General features: G+C 44.0%; 10 protein-coding genes. 2 read left to right on the forward strand and 8 right to left on the reverse strand.

Annotated elements, in window-relative coordinates:
* The first annotated feature begins 9 nt into the window (after positions 1-9).
* Positions 10-11,232 carry a tandem-95 repeat protein gene (locus tag AB4161_RS00945; RefSeq protein WP_372082574.1) on the forward strand — a complete coding sequence of 3,741 codons (11,223 nt, stop codon included), beginning with the start codon at positions 10-12 and terminating at the stop codon, positions 11,230-11,232.
* An 84-nt stretch (positions 11,233-11,316) separates the two neighbouring features.
* Here AB4161_RS00945 and AB4161_RS00950 read toward each other — a convergent pair whose 3' ends face one another.
* Positions 11,317-12,510 (reverse strand): class I SAM-dependent methyltransferase, encoded by a 1,194-nt coding sequence (locus tag AB4161_RS00950; protein WP_017066319.1) that lies wholly within the window; start codon positions 12,508-12,510, stop codon positions 11,317-11,319.
* A 129-nt stretch (positions 12,511-12,639) separates the two neighbouring features.
* Positions 12,640-14,043, reverse strand: coding sequence for a methyl-accepting chemotaxis protein (locus tag AB4161_RS00955; protein ID WP_372082576.1), 1,404 nt, complete (start codon positions 14,041-14,043; stop codon positions 12,640-12,642).
* Between the two features lie 88 nt (positions 14,044-14,131).
* Between AB4161_RS00955 and yccX the strand changes: the two genes are divergently transcribed.
* Positions 14,132-14,419, forward strand: a complete 288-nt coding sequence (yccX, locus tag AB4161_RS00960; RefSeq protein WP_017059706.1) for an acylphosphatase — start codon at positions 14,132-14,134, stop codon at positions 14,417-14,419.
* 59 nt (positions 14,420-14,478) lie between these two features.
* Here yccX and AB4161_RS00965 read toward each other — a convergent pair whose 3' ends face one another.
* The 6 genes from AB4161_RS00965 to AB4161_RS00990 all read right to left on the reverse strand — a co-directional run bounded on the left by AB4161_RS00965 (position 14,479) and on the right by AB4161_RS00990 (position 20,108).
* Entirely contained in the window at positions 14,479-14,808 is a 330-nt protein-coding gene (locus tag AB4161_RS00965) for a TusE/DsrC/DsvC family sulfur relay protein (RefSeq protein WP_017057205.1), read from the reverse strand.
* A gap of 160 nt (positions 14,809-14,968) precedes the next feature.
* A complete protein-coding gene (locus AB4161_RS00970; RefSeq protein WP_017057206.1) occupies positions 14,969-15,634 on the reverse strand; it encodes a Bax inhibitor-1/YccA family protein in 666 nt (221 codons plus the stop codon).
* A gap of 282 nt (positions 15,635-15,916) precedes the next feature.
* Positions 15,917-16,681 carry an amino acid ABC transporter ATP-binding protein gene (locus AB4161_RS00975; RefSeq protein WP_017059704.1) on the reverse strand — a complete coding sequence of 255 codons (765 nt, stop codon included), beginning with the start codon at positions 16,679-16,681 and terminating at the stop codon, positions 15,917-15,919.
* A gap of 22 nt (positions 16,682-16,703) precedes the next feature.
* Positions 16,704-17,801 (reverse strand): amino acid ABC transporter permease, encoded by a 1,098-nt coding sequence (locus AB4161_RS00980; RefSeq protein WP_017066317.1) that lies wholly within the window; start codon positions 17,799-17,801, stop codon positions 16,704-16,706.
* 1 nt (position 17,802) lies between these two features.
* Positions 17,803-19,008 (reverse strand): amino acid ABC transporter permease, encoded by a 1,206-nt coding sequence (locus tag AB4161_RS00985; protein ID WP_017063829.1) that lies wholly within the window; start codon positions 19,006-19,008, stop codon positions 17,803-17,805.
* Between the two features lie 71 nt (positions 19,009-19,079).
* Entirely contained in the window at positions 19,080-20,108 is a 1,029-nt protein-coding gene (locus tag AB4161_RS00990) for an amino acid ABC transporter substrate-binding protein (protein ID WP_017059701.1), read from the reverse strand.
* Positions 20,109-20,169: the final 61 nt, after the last annotated feature.

The raw sequence follows: 20,169 nt of genomic DNA on the forward strand, positions 1-20,169 counted from the left end.
ACGGGTATTTTGAACGGTACTACGGGCACCGCAACCGCCGTGGCAGACAGTGGCGACACAGTGATAAGCAATGATTACGGCACATTGACCATTCGTGGCGATGGCAGCTACAGCTTTGTGGCGGACGGCAGCGATTCTCAAGCGTTGGCCACAGGAGCGACCGCGGACGTGGTGTTCACCTACACCGCAAGCGATGGCACGGTCAATCAAACCAATACCTTAACCATTACCGTGACAGGCACCAACGACGGTCCAGTAGCGATTGATGACACATATGAAACTCATAGTGAGACGCTGCTCTTCTCTGAGTCCTTTGAAAACATGACAAACACAGGTCGTTGGACTGTAGTAACTGGCGACGAACTAGATGATTGGGAAGCAACAAATGGTCTAGAGATTCAGCGTGACGGTCTCATAGCTGAAGCGACAGACGGTGACTACCTCGCTGAGCTTGATGCTCATCAAAACACCGCGATCACAACAAATATTAATACGTCAGACCAAGATAGCGTGCGTGTTGAATTTGATTACAACCCTCGACGAGACGGTAATTCATCTTCTGACATGACGTTTAAAGTCGGTGACACGTTAGTTACTGTTCACGCAGATGGATCTCTATCGGGTGCCGACGGACTTAATGTCCAAATAGGGCAACCTGACGCAAATGGTTGGTATAAGATCACGGCTGAGTTCGAAGTCCAAGGGGACGTTACGGACCTTACATTTGCAGGCGCTGGAGCTTCAGATAGCTACGGTGCGTTGTTAGATAACATTACAGTGACAGGTATTAATCAATCTAAACTTGTTACTGCTGAAGACACGTCTATCACGATTTCTTTTGATGAATTGTTAGCGAATGATACTGACATTGATGGTGATGAGCTCTCAATTGTTGTGGGTTCAATTACCTCCGCGACTAATGGTGAGCTGTTTGTCGACTACACAAACAATACAATTATATTCACACCGGATACCGACTATAACGGGGAGGCAACTTTTAAATATAAAGTGACCGATGGGAACGGTGGGGAAGATGAAGCAGAAGTTACGCTTAATATCACTCCTGTGAACGATGCACCAGTGCTGACAGGCGATCTGTTGGGTGAAGTGGATGAAGAAGGCAGCTATACCATTACGGCTGAGGATCTGGGCTACACGGACGTTGATGATACTGTCACAGGTGTGAACTTCACTGTCGGCAACGCGAGCAACGGCACAATTTTAGTCGGCGGTGTTCCGTCGAACCATTTCACTGTGGCGCAGTTGGCGGCGGGTGAAGTGACGTTCAAACATGACGGCAGCGAAACCAAGTCGGCGTCGTTCGATGTGAATGTTGAAGACGGCAACGAAGATGGTAGCACACCGGTAGACAGCACTTTCAACTTGACGGTGACGCCAGTGAATGATGCGCCGGAGCTGACAGGCGATCTGGCGGCGGAAGTGGACGAGGCAGGCAGCTACACGATCTCGGCAGCTGACTTGGGTTATACAGACGTTGACGATACAGACACAGGCGTGACCTTCACGGTCGGCAACGCGAGCAACGGCACAATCTTAGTGAACGGCGTCGCGTCAAGCAGCTTCACGGTGGCGCAGTTGGCGGCGGGTAAAGTGACGTTTAAACATGACGGCAGCGAAACCACGTCGGCGTCTTTCGATATTAACGTTGAAGACGGCAACGAAGATGGCAGCACACCGGTAGACAGCACGTTCAACTTGACGGTGACGCCAGTCAACGATGCGCCTGTAGCCATCAGTGATTCTTACAAAAACGTTCAAGAAACCATATTGCTCACTGAGTCATTCGAAAATATGGCAAACCCAGCGGGTTGGTCGGTTGTTTCTAAAGACCCATCAGAGGTATGGGACTTTACTAATGGTATAGAGATTGAGCGAGACGGCTTAATTGTTGATGCTACCGACGGTGATTTTTACGCAGAGCTAGACCCACATAAAAACACGGTGATGACGACATCAATTGATACGTCGGATCAAGACTCTTTGAGGGTAGAGTTCGATTATAACCCTCGCCAAGACGGCAACTCGTCGTCTGATATGACTTTTACTGTTGGGAATACAACTATTACGCTGCATGCGGATGGAACAGTGACTGCTCCAGAAGGCATTTCTGTAACACTAGATGGTCCGGATAACAAAGGTTGGTATCAAGCAAATGCTGAGTTTGATGTTAGTAGTGATGCTACTTTAATCGCTTTTGCTGGTGCGGGTAAATCTGATTCGCTTGGTGCGTTCATCGATAACATTACAGTTACCGGAATAGATGCACCCAAACTCATAACGGAAGAAGATCAGGCTCTTACTATTAGTGGTAGTGAGCTGCTAGCCAATGATTTCGATGTTGATGGGGATGACATAACCATTTTTTCTGTCAACGCAACCGATGCTACAAACGGTTCTGTTCAGCTGATAGATGGCAATGTCGTGTTTGAACCTAACCAAGACTTCAATGGTGAAGCGACTTTCGAATACACCATTGTTGATACTCATGGTGAAAAAAGCACTACGACAGTGACCGTTAATGTAACACCAGTAAATGATGACCCTATCGCGAACGATGATTCAAGAGAATTAGGTGATAACCTGATCGTCAATGGTAGCTTTGAAGACTATGAATCGGTATCAAATGCCGGTTGGGGTTCTCGAATCGACCAACTAGATGGTTGGTCCTACGATGCAAGAACTGGTGCTTTAGATTCAGTTCAAGAAGGCTATGCTGTTGATGAAACAGACGGCGATCGTATGATTGATATGGAAGGTAACGGTGACAATGTAACCCTTACCCAACAAATTCAAGGTGTGGAAAGCGGTACCCTATACCAACTGTCTTTTGATACGGCAATGTACGAAAGATTGCCGAGTGCTGAGCTTGAGGTCATTTGGAACGGCGAAGTCATTGCTACGATCACCCCTGAAAGCAACATAATGCAAACTCAGTTATTGGAATTATTAGGTGGTAGTGGAGATGGTTCAAATACCCTTTCATTTAGAGAAGTTGGTACTGAAGGCGACAAGAGTGGGACTTATCTAGACAATATCAAATTTCAAGAAGTGATTAAAAGCCTTCAGACACAAGAAGATATAACTCTCGATATCCCTAGTAGCGAGTTACTTTCGAATGATTCTGACGTTGATGGTGATACGTTAATTATTTTAGATAGTTTAGTGATTGATCCAACATACGGTCAGGTTGAGTTAATTGAGCTACAAGATGGTTCTCAAACCGTTCGTTACACTCCAGCGGATGACTTCAATGGTATCGCTACGTTTACTTACACAGTTTCTGACGGTAAAGGTGGTACTGATACCGCCGTGGTTACGATTAATGTCACTCCAGAAAATGATGCCCCAATATTTGTCAAAGATGGAGTGCCGATTGGCGATACTGATCAAATAAGTGTATCGACTAAAGAGGATAACTCTGTATCTGGTAAGGTTACTGCAACTGATATTGACGACACTGACCTGACTTACACGGTGAGCCAACCTACAAACGGTAGTGTTGAGATCGACCCTGAAACTGGCGAGTGGAAGTACACTCCGAACAACGAGTTTGATGGAGATGATTCATTTGTTGTTACCGTGTCGGACGGTAACGGTGGTACAGATACGGTTGTAGTGAATGTTGATGTATTACCTGTCGCCGAGCTAACTGTTAAGGCAGGCCAACCAGTGACAGAAGCAGAAGAAGCGTTCCTATCTTTTGAAATCAACCTAGATGAGCTTGTCTCTGAGAACGTTGGTCTTGCTCTTACACTAGGGGCGGTAGGGGATTCTGCAACTAAAGGTGTCGATTACGAAGACAATATTTACGTTAAAGATGGACAAGATTATAAAGCGCTTTCAGAGCAGGAGCTTGCCGATCTAATTATTGCTAGCGGCTCGGGTAGCTTAGAAGTCTTCATCAAGGTTCTTGATGATAAATTGCTTGAGGGTGAAGAGACTGTAACCCTAAAAGCTAGCTCAACTAGCGAGTTTGTTGAAAATGACAAACAGGACTCAGATACAGCTAAGATTGTCGATGAGACAGACACAAATGATAAAGATACCGTTACAGTTGGGCTGACTGGTCCCGATTCAGTTATTGAGGGTGATAAGACAAGCCCATTTACGATTACGCTAAGTGAGCAAGTGCCTGAAGATAGTGTGGTTACTCTTCAGTACTCTTACACAAACGCGAGCAATGAAGATATTGTTGAAGTTATAACTGTAAACGTAGACGCAAATACAAATACAGCGACCTTTGAGATTCAAACTGAACAAGACAACGAATACGAAGTCGGACAAGAGTTTAACGTTAGTGTTGTATCCGTAACTCAAGATGGTACCGATGTATTTGAGAAGCTAGATACGTCTAGCGCTGATAAAAATGTAGCTATTGACGACAGCCATGATAACCCGCCAAAAGCTGAAGATTTCTCTATTTCTCTCAATGCAGATGGCTCTTCGCAAGTTATTTTCGATACCGGAATGGGAGCTATCGAAGGAGATGGTACAGACCATATTTCTGATGACGAAGATGATAACGATAATGACGCAGATACAAATCTCGGTGTGATCATCACAGAGCTACCTGATTCAGGAACTCTTTACTATGTCGATGGTAATAACAAGGTTGAAGTGGTAGTTGGGCAGACGTATGCAGATCCTAACAACATCGTTTATGAAGATGACCAAGAATCAACAGGCTTCTTCTTAGGTGTTGATGATACATCCACATTAGATAAAGGCCCTCATAACACTGCAGAGTTTCATAACTGGGGTGATGAAGTAGATGCGTATACTCGCGAACTGAAGTTTGATAATGGTGATGTCGTCACCATTACCTCGGAAGGTCGAAATAACGTTGACGCCAAGCCTTTAGTACAGAACAACAGCCAGCAAGGCCATATGGGTTTCGGTATTGCATCGACTAATCGCGGTATTCACCAAGATGAGGTAATCGACATTGATTTCTCTTCACGTCCAGCGGACTCAGTAACGGTTGGTCTAAGCGGTTTGGGTGGCTGGTTTGCCCCAAATGCTGATGATAGTGTTCAATCAAGAGCCGAGATTACAGTCACCTTTGATTATGGTAATGGTGTCACAGAAGACAAAACCTTCCTTTATGATGACACCCACAATAATCAAAATGTCACGATTGTCGCTCCTGAAGGTGCTGAGATTGTTTCGGTGGAAGCAAGCACACAAGGACCAGGTAACTGGGAGCTGACTTCTCTTGAAGCTAAGGCGTCAGATTCATTCGAATATAAAGCGGTAGACAGTGATGGTAACGAAAGTGAAGTTAAGACAGTTACTATCGATAAGTCTGGTGACCTGAATGCGAATAACGATCCGCAAGGCTTCGAAGTTAAACTGGGTGAGTTCAGTGAAGACAACGACTCTCCATGGTCGGCTGAAGGTGCTGAGCTGAGTGCCAACTTCAATGGCCAAGATAAAGACTTTGCACACAGCGGTATTAAGATTGGTGTTGCCGGCAAAGTGGGTGGATTGGGTGCTCAGATTGAATATGATCGTGCAGAACAGCAATCTGAGAAGTTTGAAATCAATTTAGATAGCCCTGCGACTCAGTTTACATTTTCAGTATCTAACTTGTTTAAAAACGAAGGTAATGACGGTGATTTCACTGATAACCATGAACAAGGCAGTTGGGTAGCGTACCTCAATGGCGTAGCGGTTGCAGGTGATACGTTTATTGCTGAAGACGGTAACAATAAAGGTACTTACGAAATAACACCGCTTACTCCTGATGGTACGCCAATCGCATTTGATACTGTGGTATTTGAAGCAACTGAGTATTCCAACCAAGCAACGCATGATAATGATGCGTCAGATTACTTCCTAACTGGTTTTAAAGCCTCTAGTGAAGGCGCATATGCAGTGAATCAAGGCGGCATTCTTGAGATTCCAACATCGAAGCTTGCTGGCATTATCGGTTCTGAGCTTCTAAATAACGATATCGATTCAGATGGCGACAATCTACGTATTACCTATGTATACGGTGAAACGGAAGGTAATGCGTATATCAAAGACGGCATCGTATACTTTGATTTAACTGGCGATGACTTTGTCGGTGAAACAACGTTTAAATATCAGATTACTGATGATAATGGCCAAATCGCGAGTGCTGAAGTTAATGTTATCGTCAACCCTCTACCGACCCCTTCTAGTGTTGCGTCTGTAGACCTGCTAGCAGACTCAGTAGTTGAAGGTGATGATCTTGGCTTTAAAGTAATTCTGGATTCAAGTGCACTTGTTGAGTCTGTATTGGACGTTACTTTTGGTAAGAACACGGATGCTGCGAATGATTCGGGTGAAGAAAAAGATCTCGACTTGAGTCAGGTTCGTTTTACTAATGGCGTCACCTATGATCAGCAAAGTGGAAAACTGATTGTCCCAATTGGAGTGAAGGACTTTGCAATCTTGATTCCGACAATTGATGACAGTCTCCATGAGATCGCTGAAACCTACACCGTGACTGTTGATGGTGAATCTGCAGTGGGCAGCATTACTGATAACGATGAAGCTCCAACTATCGATACAGTGAGCAACGCGGTTAATCCAAATAATGAACAAGTAATTGAAGGCGATGTAGCTGTCTTCACCGTGAACCTAGTTAGCACAAGCAGTCAAGAGACTCGATTCGATTGGTCGTTAAACTCCGGTTCAGCTGAGCTCGGTGATAACAAAGATTTCACCAACAACGTAGAGTTCACTGAGGGCGTGACGCTTGTTAATGGTCAGCTTGTTGTGCCTGCGGGAGTAACGTCGTTTGACATCAAGATACCAACTAACGATGACGGCATTGATGAGTTAAATGAGAGTTTCACGCTCGAAGTGGGTGGCAAGCAAGGTATTGCAACGATCATCGATAATGATGAAGCACCGCAAGCACAGGACTCACATGTCATTGGCGATGAGGCACAAGCCCAAGGTTCATCGATTACGTTTGAGTGGGCCGATTTCAACGTTTCTGATGCAGATTCTAGTGAATTGTCGATTGTTATCACTAGTGCTCCAGGCGCGGGTGATATGTATCTGTACAACGAATCTACTGATGAATGGGTTCTGTTAAATACTGAAACGATTGGCACAGGAGTATCAGTAAGCCAAGAGCAGGTTGAACAAGGTTTCTTGATATTCAACCCAGTAAGCTATGAATCTAGTACGTCAATGTCTGATGAAGAGAATGTAGTAACTGGTAATAATCAACAAGATTATGCTGAGTTTAACTACCACAGTTCGGACGGCATCAACACCAGCTCTAGCACGACGATGTCGATTGATATTCGCCCTGATACGACGCTTGCCAAGTTAGTAGTAGATACACCAAATGTAGATTTAGATGAAGGTTTTAAGTTAGAGCAATGGGAGAACCTAGACTTTGATTACAACAATGGTAGCGGTGTCGCTCCGGACGTTGTTGAACAAGCTATCGAGTCTGCAGGTGCTGCCAACACTTCAGAAGTCACACAGACGCCAGACTTTGGCACTCAGAACTCTCCAGCTATCGAAAACATTTCGAGCAAACTTACTGGTTTGGTATTCCTAGTTGCTGGTGAGTCATACGTGTTTAGTGGTCATGCAGATGATTCATTTAGACTTGAAGTCGGTGGTGAAACCATGGCCTCTCAAACTTGGGGTGGAGGTGGTACCTATGAGTCTTCAGCCTTTGTACCATCGGCATCAGGTTGGTACACAATTACTGCATTCCACGACAACGAGGCTGGTCCAGGTAATGCCACTATCAGTGTCGCAGTTGGTGGCAATGAACCCGTAGACTTTAACACGGACAACTTTGATATTGTTCCTGATGTAAGTTCGCTTGAGGATAAAGTTAATATCGGGACACAGGTTGAACATGAATCCTTAGAGGGTGGTTATTACCCAGCGTTCGATATTAATGAAGGGCTGGAAGATACCTTTATCAATGTCTCTAAGATCACTACGCAGCTTGTTGATACCGATGGTTCAGAGACATTGAGACTCGTCGTGTCCGGTTTGCCTGAAGGTTCAATTGTTAAACTTGGAGATCAGGAGCTTGTTGTTAATGCTGATGGTGAAGTTGATATATCTGCTTGGTTAACATCAAATGGTACTGCCGAAACAGTGCTCACTGATCTGATGATTCAGGTTGATGAGCCAGGCACTTATAGCGTTAAGATTGAAGCTATTTCAGACGAGATTGTCGGCGATACCAGTGAGATTTCGAGCGGGGCCTTCGAGCTAATTGTCCATCCAGTACCTGTTGGACCAGATGCTGAAAGTAAGGAAGCCTTTGGACAAGAAGATGCTATTTTAGTGCTATCGATTGATGATTTTGGGATTGAGTCTGGCAACGATGTAGTGATAACTCATCAACCACTCGATGGAGCGTTGGTGATTAACCTTGGCACTGTTCAAGAGCCAAATTGGCAGCCACTAAACTCGACTCAGATTACTTCGGCTCAATTAACTTCAGGCGTGATAGGCTTTAATCCAGATGCTAACGAATCTGGTTATGACGGCTTCAATGTTGAAGGTGTAGGCAATAAATCGAATGACTACGCTGAAATTAAGTTCAAGGCTGTAAACGAGAATGGTACGTCAGAAGAACATACGCTTACGGTAGATATTACGCCTGTGGCTGATGCTCCTGTTGTTACTATTACTATTGGTGATTTGAAAACAATTCGAGTGGAACCTAGCTTCGATACATCTGACGAACAGGCCATTAAAGATCAATTTAATAATGGCACTCTACTAGAAATGGGTAACACGGGTAATATTGTTGAGGGACTCACCTCTAGTGGAGACGTGATTAATAACGCTGATACTACTGATGATCGTACTGACAAAGATGATTTGTTTATAGCGAAAGATCAGCGCAATCCAGATGATGTAGCATTGTCTCCCGTCCACTTTGTCGGTGATGTATCGGCGGGTACACAGGGAAGTGATACATTTATAGGAAGCGCTTATAACGACCACTTTGACGGAGGTATAGGCTCGAACGATGATCCTAACCAAGTGGACAGTGTTATTTATACAGGGGACATATCAGACTACGTTTTACGTTGGTTCCCTGCTGATGATCATAGTGAAGTTCCATATTGGATTGTTGAAGACAAACGTTTCATTGATACGGCCGACCAAGTAGGTGCTAGTGATAAAGAAGCTGGTGATCACCTTTATGAGATAGAGCAGATTGTATTCAAAGATACTATCGTGAGTTTGGACAATGAATCTGGCACTTATCAAATTCTAGAAGAGCAAGTTCTACTGATTGATGTGTCAGTTGCGCTTGTTGATGTCGATGGAAGCGAGATCTTAAGCGACAAAGTTGAACTAACCGGGATTCCTTCAGGGTTGAAGCTAGAAATAGATGGAGAGGTTGTAGAGCCAGTATCATCTGAGAATGGTGTTGCAACTTATGAGTTAGATATTGATGCTGCAGGTAACGTTCTTGGAGATGTACAGATTCGAGTACCTTTTGAGTACCAAGGCGACCTAGACTTTGAACTCAAGGCTACAGCAACTTCGGTTGAAGTGGATGGTACTTCGCAGGACAGTTATGCCACATCTTCTGCATCAGTCCGCAATCACAGTATATTAATGGGTGAAAGTGGATCTGATAACATCATTACTGATGAAAACAGTAACATTGTCATCGGCGATACATCAGGCTTGCAAATTATCCCAGGGCAGGATTACAACATCGCGTTTATTTTCGACACTTCCGGTAGTATGCAGGGTACGATTGCCGAAGCTAAGCCTGAATTGCAGGCGGCATTTGATAAGTTAGTTGAAAGTGCAGGCGGTGAAAACTCAGGTACTGTGAACGTGTTGCTAACACAATTTGAAACTAATGCGTCTCATGTCATTAGTATCGATTTGAGTTCAGCTAACCCTAAAACTCAGTTTGAGAACGCCCTCAACACGATAATTGATGACAACTCAGGACGAACCAACTATGAGGCTGGCTTCGATTCTGCGATAGACTGGTTTAATTCACTACCAGATAATGACGCGACTAATCATTCGTTCTTTATCACTGATGGTGAAATTAACCAAGCAACAGAGGATGATTTGGACGATGATGAACTTGATCAGTTCTGGATGTATGCGGATAAATCTAAGGGTGACGCTCTAAGCTTACAAGATATCCTTGGTTCCGATTTTGACCTAGCATCTTTGCAGCCATCAGGAAGCATAGAAGTAAATGGTGTTAAGGTTGTTGAATATGATAATGGTCATGGCCATAACCATGCGCACGTATATTCACCTTATCTAGATAACAATGGTAGTCGCGTTAGGCTTGGTACGTTGAAAATTGATGGTAATGAGCTTGTATTTAGGGATAAATACAGCGCTTCCGATACAGGCAGCAATAAGGTGACCCCACAAGCCGTTCACATGTTTAATATTTTAGCTGGTTTGTCTGCGGTACAGGCTATTGGCCTTGGTGGTAATGTCGACAAAGACACCTTAGAAATGTTTGATACAGACAAAGTGGTTGACCACAACATCAAAGTTGAAGACCTTGCTGAAGCAATCGCTGGAGATACGGTTCAGGCTGTTCCGGGAGAAGATACGATCACCGCACAAAGTGGTGATGACATATTGTTTGGTGATCAGCCAGTGCTGTTTGCTGATGACGGTTCGACAGAGCTAACGCTCCAAGAATATGTAGCTCAAAAACTCAGTTCGGGTTTAGCTGACGTTGATGCTAAGACGATTCATGATTACGTCACTAGTCACAAAGAAGAGTTCGGCACTGCGTCAGAAAATGATGCTGATGATGAATTGTCAGGTGGTGACGGTAACGATATCTTGTATGGTCAAGGTGGAGATGACACTTTAGATGGTGGCTTGGGTGACGACTTCTTATTTGGCGGAGAAGGCAGCGATACGTTGACCGGTGGGGAAGGAGCCGATTTATTCGCCTGGTTAGACAGAGACTTAGATGGAAGCGCTGATGTCATCAAAGACTTTGATGTGAATGAAGGCGATAAAATTGACCTTTCTGAACTATTTGAAGAGTTAGACTCAAGTGAAATCGATTCTCTTTTAGGTGATATTAAGGACTCAGTCTCATCTAATGGTAATGGTGGTTCTGTTGTTACCGTTACTAAAGGTGGTGATTCAGTATCGATTGAGTTTGAGGGAGTAGCGACGGATGACCTAGCCAACTACTTGTTTGACCAAAGTGGTCTAAAGTATACCGATGGGTAAATAAAAAGACCGAAGCATAAGCTTCGGTCTCTAGCCCAAACAGAAACCACCTTTGTGTAAGGTGGTTTTTATTTTTAGTCGCTATTATAAAACCTTACAAGCAAAACCTTTTAGGTAGAAGCCTTCTGGGTAAGCAGTGTCAGTTAGATGGTCAGCTGCTTGCTCGAAGCGTTCTACGAACTTAACAGTGCGGCCTGCGTCTAATGCTGCATCAGCGATGATTTTTTGGAACAAATCAGTACCCATTAAGCCAGAGCAAGAGTAGGTGAGTAGAGTGCCACCTGGTTTCAGGATTTGCATCGCAAGCATGTTAACGTCTTTATAGCCGTTCGCGCCAGATGTCAGGTTGTTCTTACTTGAAACGAATTTTGGTGGATCCATGATCACTACGTCGAACTTCGTGCCTTGGTCTCGGTATTCGCGAAGTAGTTTGAATACGTCTGCGTTTAGGAATACTGCACGCTTTTTCGAGATGTCGAACTCATTCAGCTCAGCGTTGAACTTAGCTGTATCAAGAGCAAGTTGAGATACATCAGCGTTGATTACACGCTTAGCATCACCTTTAAGGGCATACAGACCAAAACCACCTGTGTACGAGAAACAGTTAAGGACATCTTTGCCTTTAACGTATTTCATCGATTCTTTACGGCTATCACGTTGGTCCATATAGAAGCCCGTTTTATGGCCTTCGATAATGTTTACGCTGATTTTCACACCGTTTTCTTCAATGACCACTGATTTAGGTGGTTCTTCACCGTGAAGTACGCCAACAACTTGTTCTAAGCCTTCTTTTTTACGGACTGCTACGTCAGAACGCTCATAAATATTGCAGTCAGGGAAACATTCAATTAAAGCTTCAACAAGTATGTTCTTATTAAACTCAGCTCCGGCGCTAAGTAATTGGCATACGAGGAAATCTTGATATTTGTCGATTGTGATACCGGGAAGGCCATCAGACTCTGCTGCAGTAAGGCGGTAGCCAGTTAGACCATCACGTTCAATGATATCTTCACGCAAAGATTGCGCGTCTTGAATTCGTTTTACGAAGAATGCTTTATTGATTTCTTCTTTTTCAAATGTCCAAACACGAGCTCGAATTTGAGATTCCGGTGAGTAAGCCGCTTTTGCAAGCCACTGACCATTTTGAGTGTATACGTCTACAGTTTCACCTGATTTTGGCTCGCCTTCGACTTTATCGATACCGCGTGAAAATACCCATGGGTGTTTACGGCGTAGTGATTTGTCACGGCCTTTAGCTAGATGAATTGAAGGAGTCATAATTTACTCTGTTTGTTGAATTTGAAGGAGGGGTATTGTCGAGGAAGTACAGTTGAAAAGCAAATAAGAAAGGGCTGCACAAGCAGCCCTAGTAATGATTAATCAGCACATACTGGCTAGATATAAGTATTAAGCTTTGAGACCTGTCAGCAAACCTTCCATCGTATCACTTTGTTTACGAAGTTGGTCAACATTGGAATTGCTCTTACTGATCATTTCACAGATGCTATCTGACTGATGACGAATCTCCTCAACACTTTGAGCTATGTTATCTGCAACAACACCTTGCTCTTCCGCGGCTGTAGCAATCTGAGTACTACTGTCTGAGATAGATTGATTCTTTTCTGCTAAAGAGCCGATCTCGACATTCACTTCTGACATCAGTGTCTGGCCTTCATTAGCGTTGTTTACCGTTATTTCCATCAGTTTGGTTAGTGATTGGCTGTTACGTTGTAATGATTCAATCATGCTTTGGATTTCAACAGTTGCTTGTTGAGTACGACCTGCAAGGGCACGAACTTCATCGGCAACAACAGCGAATCCACGACCCTGCTCGCCGGCACGAGCGGCTTCGATAGCCGCGTTCAATGCGAGTAGATTGGTCTGCTCTGAAATGCCATTGATGGTTGTGACTACTTCATCGATCTGCGCCGCGTTGGCATCCAGTTCTTCTACTGCTTGTGAAGCGGACTGGATCTCTTGAGATAGGCTAGAGATAGACTCCAGTGTATTTGAAACCTTGACTTGACCGCTCTGAGCAACGCCGCGAGCGTCCATCGTTTGTGAGCTAGACGCATGAGCAAGGGTAGCGACTTCGCGAATGGTAGCCGCCATTTGTTCCGTTGCACTTGCTAAGCTATTCAGGTGTTCTTGTTGGTTACCTGAGATGTCTGAACTTTGTTGTGTTGACTGGTTCAAGTCCGAGCTGATCTGCTGCATGAGAGCGACAGACTCTTGGATTGATAGAACCATGTTTTGTTCACGCTCCGCAACTTTATCGATTGTAATCGCGATTTCACTGAACTCGTCACGAACTAAGAAGTAGTTCATGCGGCAAGTTAAGTCGCCATTCGCAAGCGTGTTCAGAGCTTTGTTCATAGAGAACATCGCGCCGCCAATAAAGGTCATGATGTAGTAAACACCTAGTGCGATAAGCGTTAGGGTTACAGCGATGATAGAAACCTGAGTCGTCGATAGAGCAGACCAAAGGTTTTGGTCATGGTTAGCAACTAGGCTGAACGCTCCATTCATCACTGAAACAGAACCAGCACCGTAGCCTAAAGAGATGGTTTCAGAGCTGCTGACAAGCTGAGCTACTTGATCTTTAGTGAGTTGACCCGCTTCGATAAGCCCTTTCATCAAGAGCATTTCTTCTTGATAAAGGTGAGCAAGTAAAGAGTCCGCGGCACTATCTAAAACGAGAGTTAATATAACCAGGGCGAGAAGAGGCAATAAGAAGAGTAGATAGAACTTTTCTTGGATTTTTAGGTGAATGAGATATTTGTCAATCCAACGAAATGGGATTTCTTTCATAATCGTTATACTCGAAGTAAGTCCACCAATAAGCGGTGAATGAATAGAAACTCGACTATATCATTCATATAATTTATGAGGCAACGTTATGGAAAGTTCACAATATATTTTTGTCGTGTCAGGCGTAGTTCAATGTGTTGGGTTCCGTTACCACACCAGTAGGCAGGCGCAAGCTATGGGTCTCTCAGGTTATGCAAAGAACTTAAATGATGGTCGAGTTGAAGTGTTAGTTGTCGGAGAGAGTCAGCAAATTGAGAAGTTACATGCTTGGCTCTATATTGGCCCTTCGAGCGCAACAGTAGACAACGTTGTGATGCATCAAGTTAAAGATAGTGAGCGCCAAGACGTACGCATAGGGGCGTTTAAAATACTGTAGTTGTAGCACTACAGTATTTTATATTGAACGTAACTTAATGACCTAAAGCGGGTTAGGTTTTACAAGCACTTTGCTGGTTTAGGTAAACCGGCGAGCTTGGTCGCTTGTTTTGCAGGGCCTTTTTTGAATAACTTGAAAAGGTACTTACTATTGCCTTTTTCTGGGCCGTGAGCTTTTTCCATTGCTTTAACGAGCATGCGAACCGCTGGTGAGGTGTTGAACTCTTCGTAAAAGCTCCTTACAAAATGTACGACTTCTAAGTGTGCATCTGTAAGTTCAATCGCCTCGTCTTGAGCAAGAATTTCAATCATGCCTTCTTCCCATTGCGTGTAATCCAATAGGTAGCCTTGAGCGTCGGTTTCGATTTGCTTGCCGTTATATTCAAACATGTTTAATCCAGAATCCAATTAACTATGCGGATAGGGTACATGACCAAGTTTGTCTTTCTCAACAGAAATTGTAGCTATCCAATGAAATATCGTACTTATAGATACAAAAAAGCCCAAGAGGTAGGCTCTTGGGCTAGATATTATTCAATGATGGGAACGATTAGTCGTCGCTGCCCATGATGCCTAGGATGCTTAGTAGGCTGATGAAGATGTTGTAGATCGATACGTACAAGCTGATCGTTGCAGAGATGTAGTTTGTTTCACCGCCACGAATGATGTTTTGCGTTGTAAGCAAGATAACACCAGTCGAGAACAGGATGAACATACCGCTCATTGCCAATGATAGTAGAGGCATTTGTAGGAAGATGTTTGCAACCATACCTACAAGTAGTACTACGAAACCCGCTAATAGCATGCCATTAAGGAACGACAGGTCACGCTTAGTTGTTAGTGCGTAAGCTGATGCGCCCATAAACGCCAGTGCTGTACCGCCAAGTGCAGTTAGGATGACATCACCCATGCCTGCGCCAACGTACATGTTTAAGATTGGACCGATGGTGTAGCCTAAGAAACCTGTAAATAGGAATGTGAAGACTAGACCCATGCTGTTGTCACGGTTCTTTTCTGTTAGGAAAAGTAGGCCGTAGAAGCCAACTAGCATGATAATAAGACCCGGGCGAGGAAGGTTCATCGCCATGGATACGCCTGCTACAACAGCAGACCAAAGTAGTGTCATAGACAGTAATGCGTAGGTGTTACGCAACACTTTATTGGTTTGCAGAGCACTTTCTTGAGATGCTGTGCGTGAAAACATAGGGCTGTTCATAATCTTCCTCGTAAGGTGACTTCAATAGTTATTAGTACATTTATGGGGGTGAAAGTTCGAAAAATCAAGTCTCTCATTCCTCTTGTATACGTAAAATAATAATCAAAATAGTCGGTTAAGTGTTTCTGAAGGTGTAACAAAGTATTTCTTAAAGTGCAGTTAAGGTTCGTTGTTCAATTTTAATCGCACTGAATCGCTGTTTATAATCTTGAAAAACTAATTATAACACTGAAAACAAAGAGGCGACCTAAGCCGCCTCTGTAGTTTATGCATCATAACACATTAGTGGTGTAAGATTTGGCTTAAGAAGTTCTGCGTTCTGTCTGATTGTGGGTTTTCAAAGAAATCGACAGGGTTGTTCTCTTCTATGATTTCACCGGCATCCATGAAGATAACGCGATCCGCGACCTCTTTAGCAAAGCCCATCTCGTGCGTTACACAAAGCATCGTCATGCCTTCTTCTGCAAGCTCAACCATTACGTCTAACACCTCACGAACCATTTCTGGATCGAGCGCCGACGTTGGCTCATCAAACAGCATCACTTGAGGGTTCATACACAAAGAGCGAGCGATAGCTACACGCTGCTGTTGACCACCTGAAAGCTGACCTGGGAACTTGTCCGCTTGCTCAGGGATTTTTACGCGCTCTAGGTACTTCATTGCAATCGCTTCGGCTTCTTCTTTTGGCATCTTTTTGACCCAGATTGGAGCCAGAGTACAGTTCTCTAATACCGTCAGATGTGGAAACAGATTGAAGTGTTGGAAACACATGCCGACATCTCTACGCACGGCTTCGATGTTCTTTAGGTCTTCCGTTAATTCATTACCTGAAACGAAGATATGACCTTTTTGGTGCTCTTCTAATCGGTTGATGCAGCGGATCATCGTTGATTTACCAGAGCCTGAAGGGCCACAGATAACGATTTTCTCGCCTTTTTTAACTTCTAAATTGATGTTCTTAAGTACGTGGAATTCACCGTACCACTTGTTCATGTCTTTCAACTCGATCATAAGACCTTGAGAGTTGTTTTCTGTCTGCTGCGTCATAATACGTCCTTGATCTTGTTAATTATCGTTTGTGACCGGTGTGAAGTCTGTTTTCTAGCCATATCGAATATCTCGACATGCCAAAACAAAACACCCAGAACACTAACGCGACAAATACATAACTTTCTGTTGAATACCCAAGCCATTCAGGGTCGGTATTCGCGGCTTGGCCAATTCCTAGTACATCAAACATACCAATAATCAAAACAAGACTGGTATCTTTAAACAAACCAATGAAGGTGTTCACAATTGAAGGAATCGTGATTTTAAGAGCTTGAGGTAGAATGATAAGCCCAGTCTTTTTCCAGTAGCTTAACCCCAGAGCATCAGCTGCTTCGTATTGGCCTTTTGGTATTGCTTGTAGACCACCTCGAATTACTTCGGCCATGTAGGCTGCACTGAATAGAACTACCCCTACAAGTGCTCGAATGAGCTTATCGGTTTCTGTCCCTTCTGATAAAAAGAGTGGCAGCATTACTGAAGCCATGAATAGAACTGTAATGAGCGGTACGCCACGCCAAATTTCGATGTATACGGTACACATACTGCGAATGATCGGCATCTCTGAGCGGCGCCCAAGAGCAAGTGCAACACCAATAGGGAGTGACACTACAATACCAACAAGTGCGATGACCAGTGTAACCAGTAGGCCGCCCCATTTATGGGTATCAACAACTTCTAACCCAAAGACGCCACCGTATAGCAAGCCAGCAATGATAAATGGGTAGATGTTGACGAAGAACAACCAAATCCACGTACGTTTAGGTGTTTTTTCATAAGCCAGTAAGGCTACAAAAATGGCCAACGTTGCATAGAAGAGGCGAGGTCGCCACAGTTCAGCTTCTGGGTAGAAGCCATACATGAATTGGTCCCAACGAACGCTGATAAAAACCCAACAAGCGCCTTCGCTAGTACAGGCATCACGTGTGGTTCCTATCCAGTCGGCACTGATGAATGCCCAATCCGCTATTGCCCATAATAGGGTGAAAGCAAAGTAAGCAAGAATCACAGTGACGACGCTGTTAACAGGTCCATTAAATAGATTTTTTCTTAACCAACCGACTGGCCCAACGGTATTCGCTGGAGGCGGAAGATCAGGTTGAAATTGATGTGTACTCATCTTATCTCTCCACCAATGCTACTTTGCGGTTGTATATGTTCATTAGAGCGGACGTTAATAGGCTCAAGGTTAGGTAGACGCCCATTGTCATCGCGATTACTTCGATAGCTTGTCCAGTTTGGTTAAGTGTTGTTCCTGCAAATACAGAGACAAGATCAGGATAACCAATGGCCATCGCAAGTGATGAGTTTTTGGTCAGGTTTAGATACTGACTGGTTAGTGGTGGGATAATGATTCTTAATGCTTGTGGAATAATGACAAGCTTTAGAGTTCTAGAACGTGGGATGCCTAGAGACATCGCAGCCTCAGTTTGCCCATGGTTTACCGCGTTAATACCTGAACGAACAATCTCAGCAATGAACGCTGCTGTATAGATACTTAAAGCGAGCATCAATGCAGCAAGCTCAGGGATTATCGTAACACCACCCTTGAAGTTAAACCCTTTCAACACAGGGTAATCTGCAGAGATAGGCATGCCCATAACAAAGTAAGTTATCAACGGTAAGCCTAAAATCAACGCAGCGGCAATTCGCAACATCGGTGTTTGTTGGCCGGTCAGTTTCTGTCTGTTCTTAGCCCAGATGTTGATAATAAACGTAGCGATAATACCGACAATCAATGATGCGATGACAATGCTACTGCCTTGCTCAAAGACTGGAGCAGGGAAGTACAACCCGCGTACGTTCAAGAAAATTGCTTCACCTAGACTCATACTTTGACGAGCAGAAGGCAAGGCTTGTAGAACGGCGAAATACCAGAAAAAGATTTGTAATAGCAGAGGGATATTTCGGAATATCTCAATGTAGACAGCTGCAAATCGGCTAACTAGCCAGTTTGAAGAGAGTCTAGCGATACCCATACTAAAGCCCAGCACTGTCGCTAGCATGATGCCGAGTACTGAAACCAAAGCGGTATTGAGAAGACCGATAAAGAATGTACGACCGTATGAGTAGGTCTCGTCGTATTCAATCAGTGTTAAGCCGATACCAAAACCAGCTTCTTGTGAGAGAAAATCAAAACCAGTGGTGATACCACGGGAATCTAAGTTTGTGAGTGCATTATTTACAATCGTGTAAAAGAAAGCACAAAGCGCCCCGACGGCGATAATTTGGAAAATGATGGAGCGAAAAGTGGGGTTGTAAAATAAGTTGGCACTTTTGGGCTGTGGCTTTGCCTGAGCTGGAGAAATAGTTTCATTAGGTTTCATACTACTATAACCTCAAATCCATTTAATAAATAGGGCGGAAAACTCCGCCCTAATTGATGCTTGAAAATTTATTAACGGATTGGTGGAGCGTACATAAAGCCGCCCGCATTCCATAATGCATTTACACCACGAGAGATTTGAAGTGGAGAACCTGTACCAACAGTACGCTCAAAACTCTCACCGTAGTTACCAACTTGCTTAATTACTTGGTAACCCCAGTCGTCGCGAATGCCAAGGCCTTTACCTTTAGGACCGTCTACACCAAGAATACGTTTGATGTTTGGATCTTTTGACTTAAGCATTTCGTCTGCATTTTTAGAAGAGATGCCGTATTCTTCCGCGTTAATCATTGCTGAAAGTGTCCACTTAGCAACGTTAAACCATTGGTCATCATCCTGACGAACAACAGGGCCTAGAGGCTCTTTAGAGATGATTTCAGGAAGTACTTCTGCAGATTTAGGATCAGCTAGGTTTAGGCGAAGTGCGTATAGACCAGATTGGTCAGTCGTTAGCACGTCACAACGACCTGCGTCGAAACCTTTCGATGTTTGTGCTGCCGTATCGAATACCACTGGCTTGTAAGACATGCCACTGTTACGGAAGTAATCGGCTAGGTTAAGTTCAGTTGTTGTACCTGATTGAACACATACAGAAGCGCCATCAAGCTCTTGAGCACTTGTTAGGCCAAGTTCTTTTTTAACCATGAAGCCTTGACCATCGTAGTAGTTAACGCCTACGAAGTTCAGACCTAGAGCAGTGTCACGATGTAATGTCCATGTTGTGTTACGAGATAGTACGTCGATTTCGCCAGATTGAAGCGCAGTAAAACGCTCTTTTGCTGTTAGAGGTACATACTTAACTTTAGTCTTGTCACCGAGTACAGCCGCTGCAAGAGCTTGACAATACTCAACATCAATTCCTTCCCATTCACCTTTTGAGTTAGGGTTAGAGAACCCTGGAAGACCGGTACTTACACCACAAGTTAGAAAACCTTGAGATGTGACTTTGTCCAGAGTGCTTTCTGCCGCTGATGCCGATGTTGCCATCATCGCAGTTGATGCAGCTACTACTGAAGCAAGAAGTGTTAGTTTATTTGTCATTTGTATCCTTCCTTGTTAACCAGGTGACACCTGATACTCGTGCTCGTTTGAGTTTCTCTTA

The organism is Vibrio sp. 10N.286.51.E5 (genome assembly GCF_041469125.1).
Classification (GTDB): domain Bacteria; phylum Pseudomonadota; class Gammaproteobacteria; order Enterobacterales; family Vibrionaceae; genus Vibrio; species Vibrio crassostreae_C.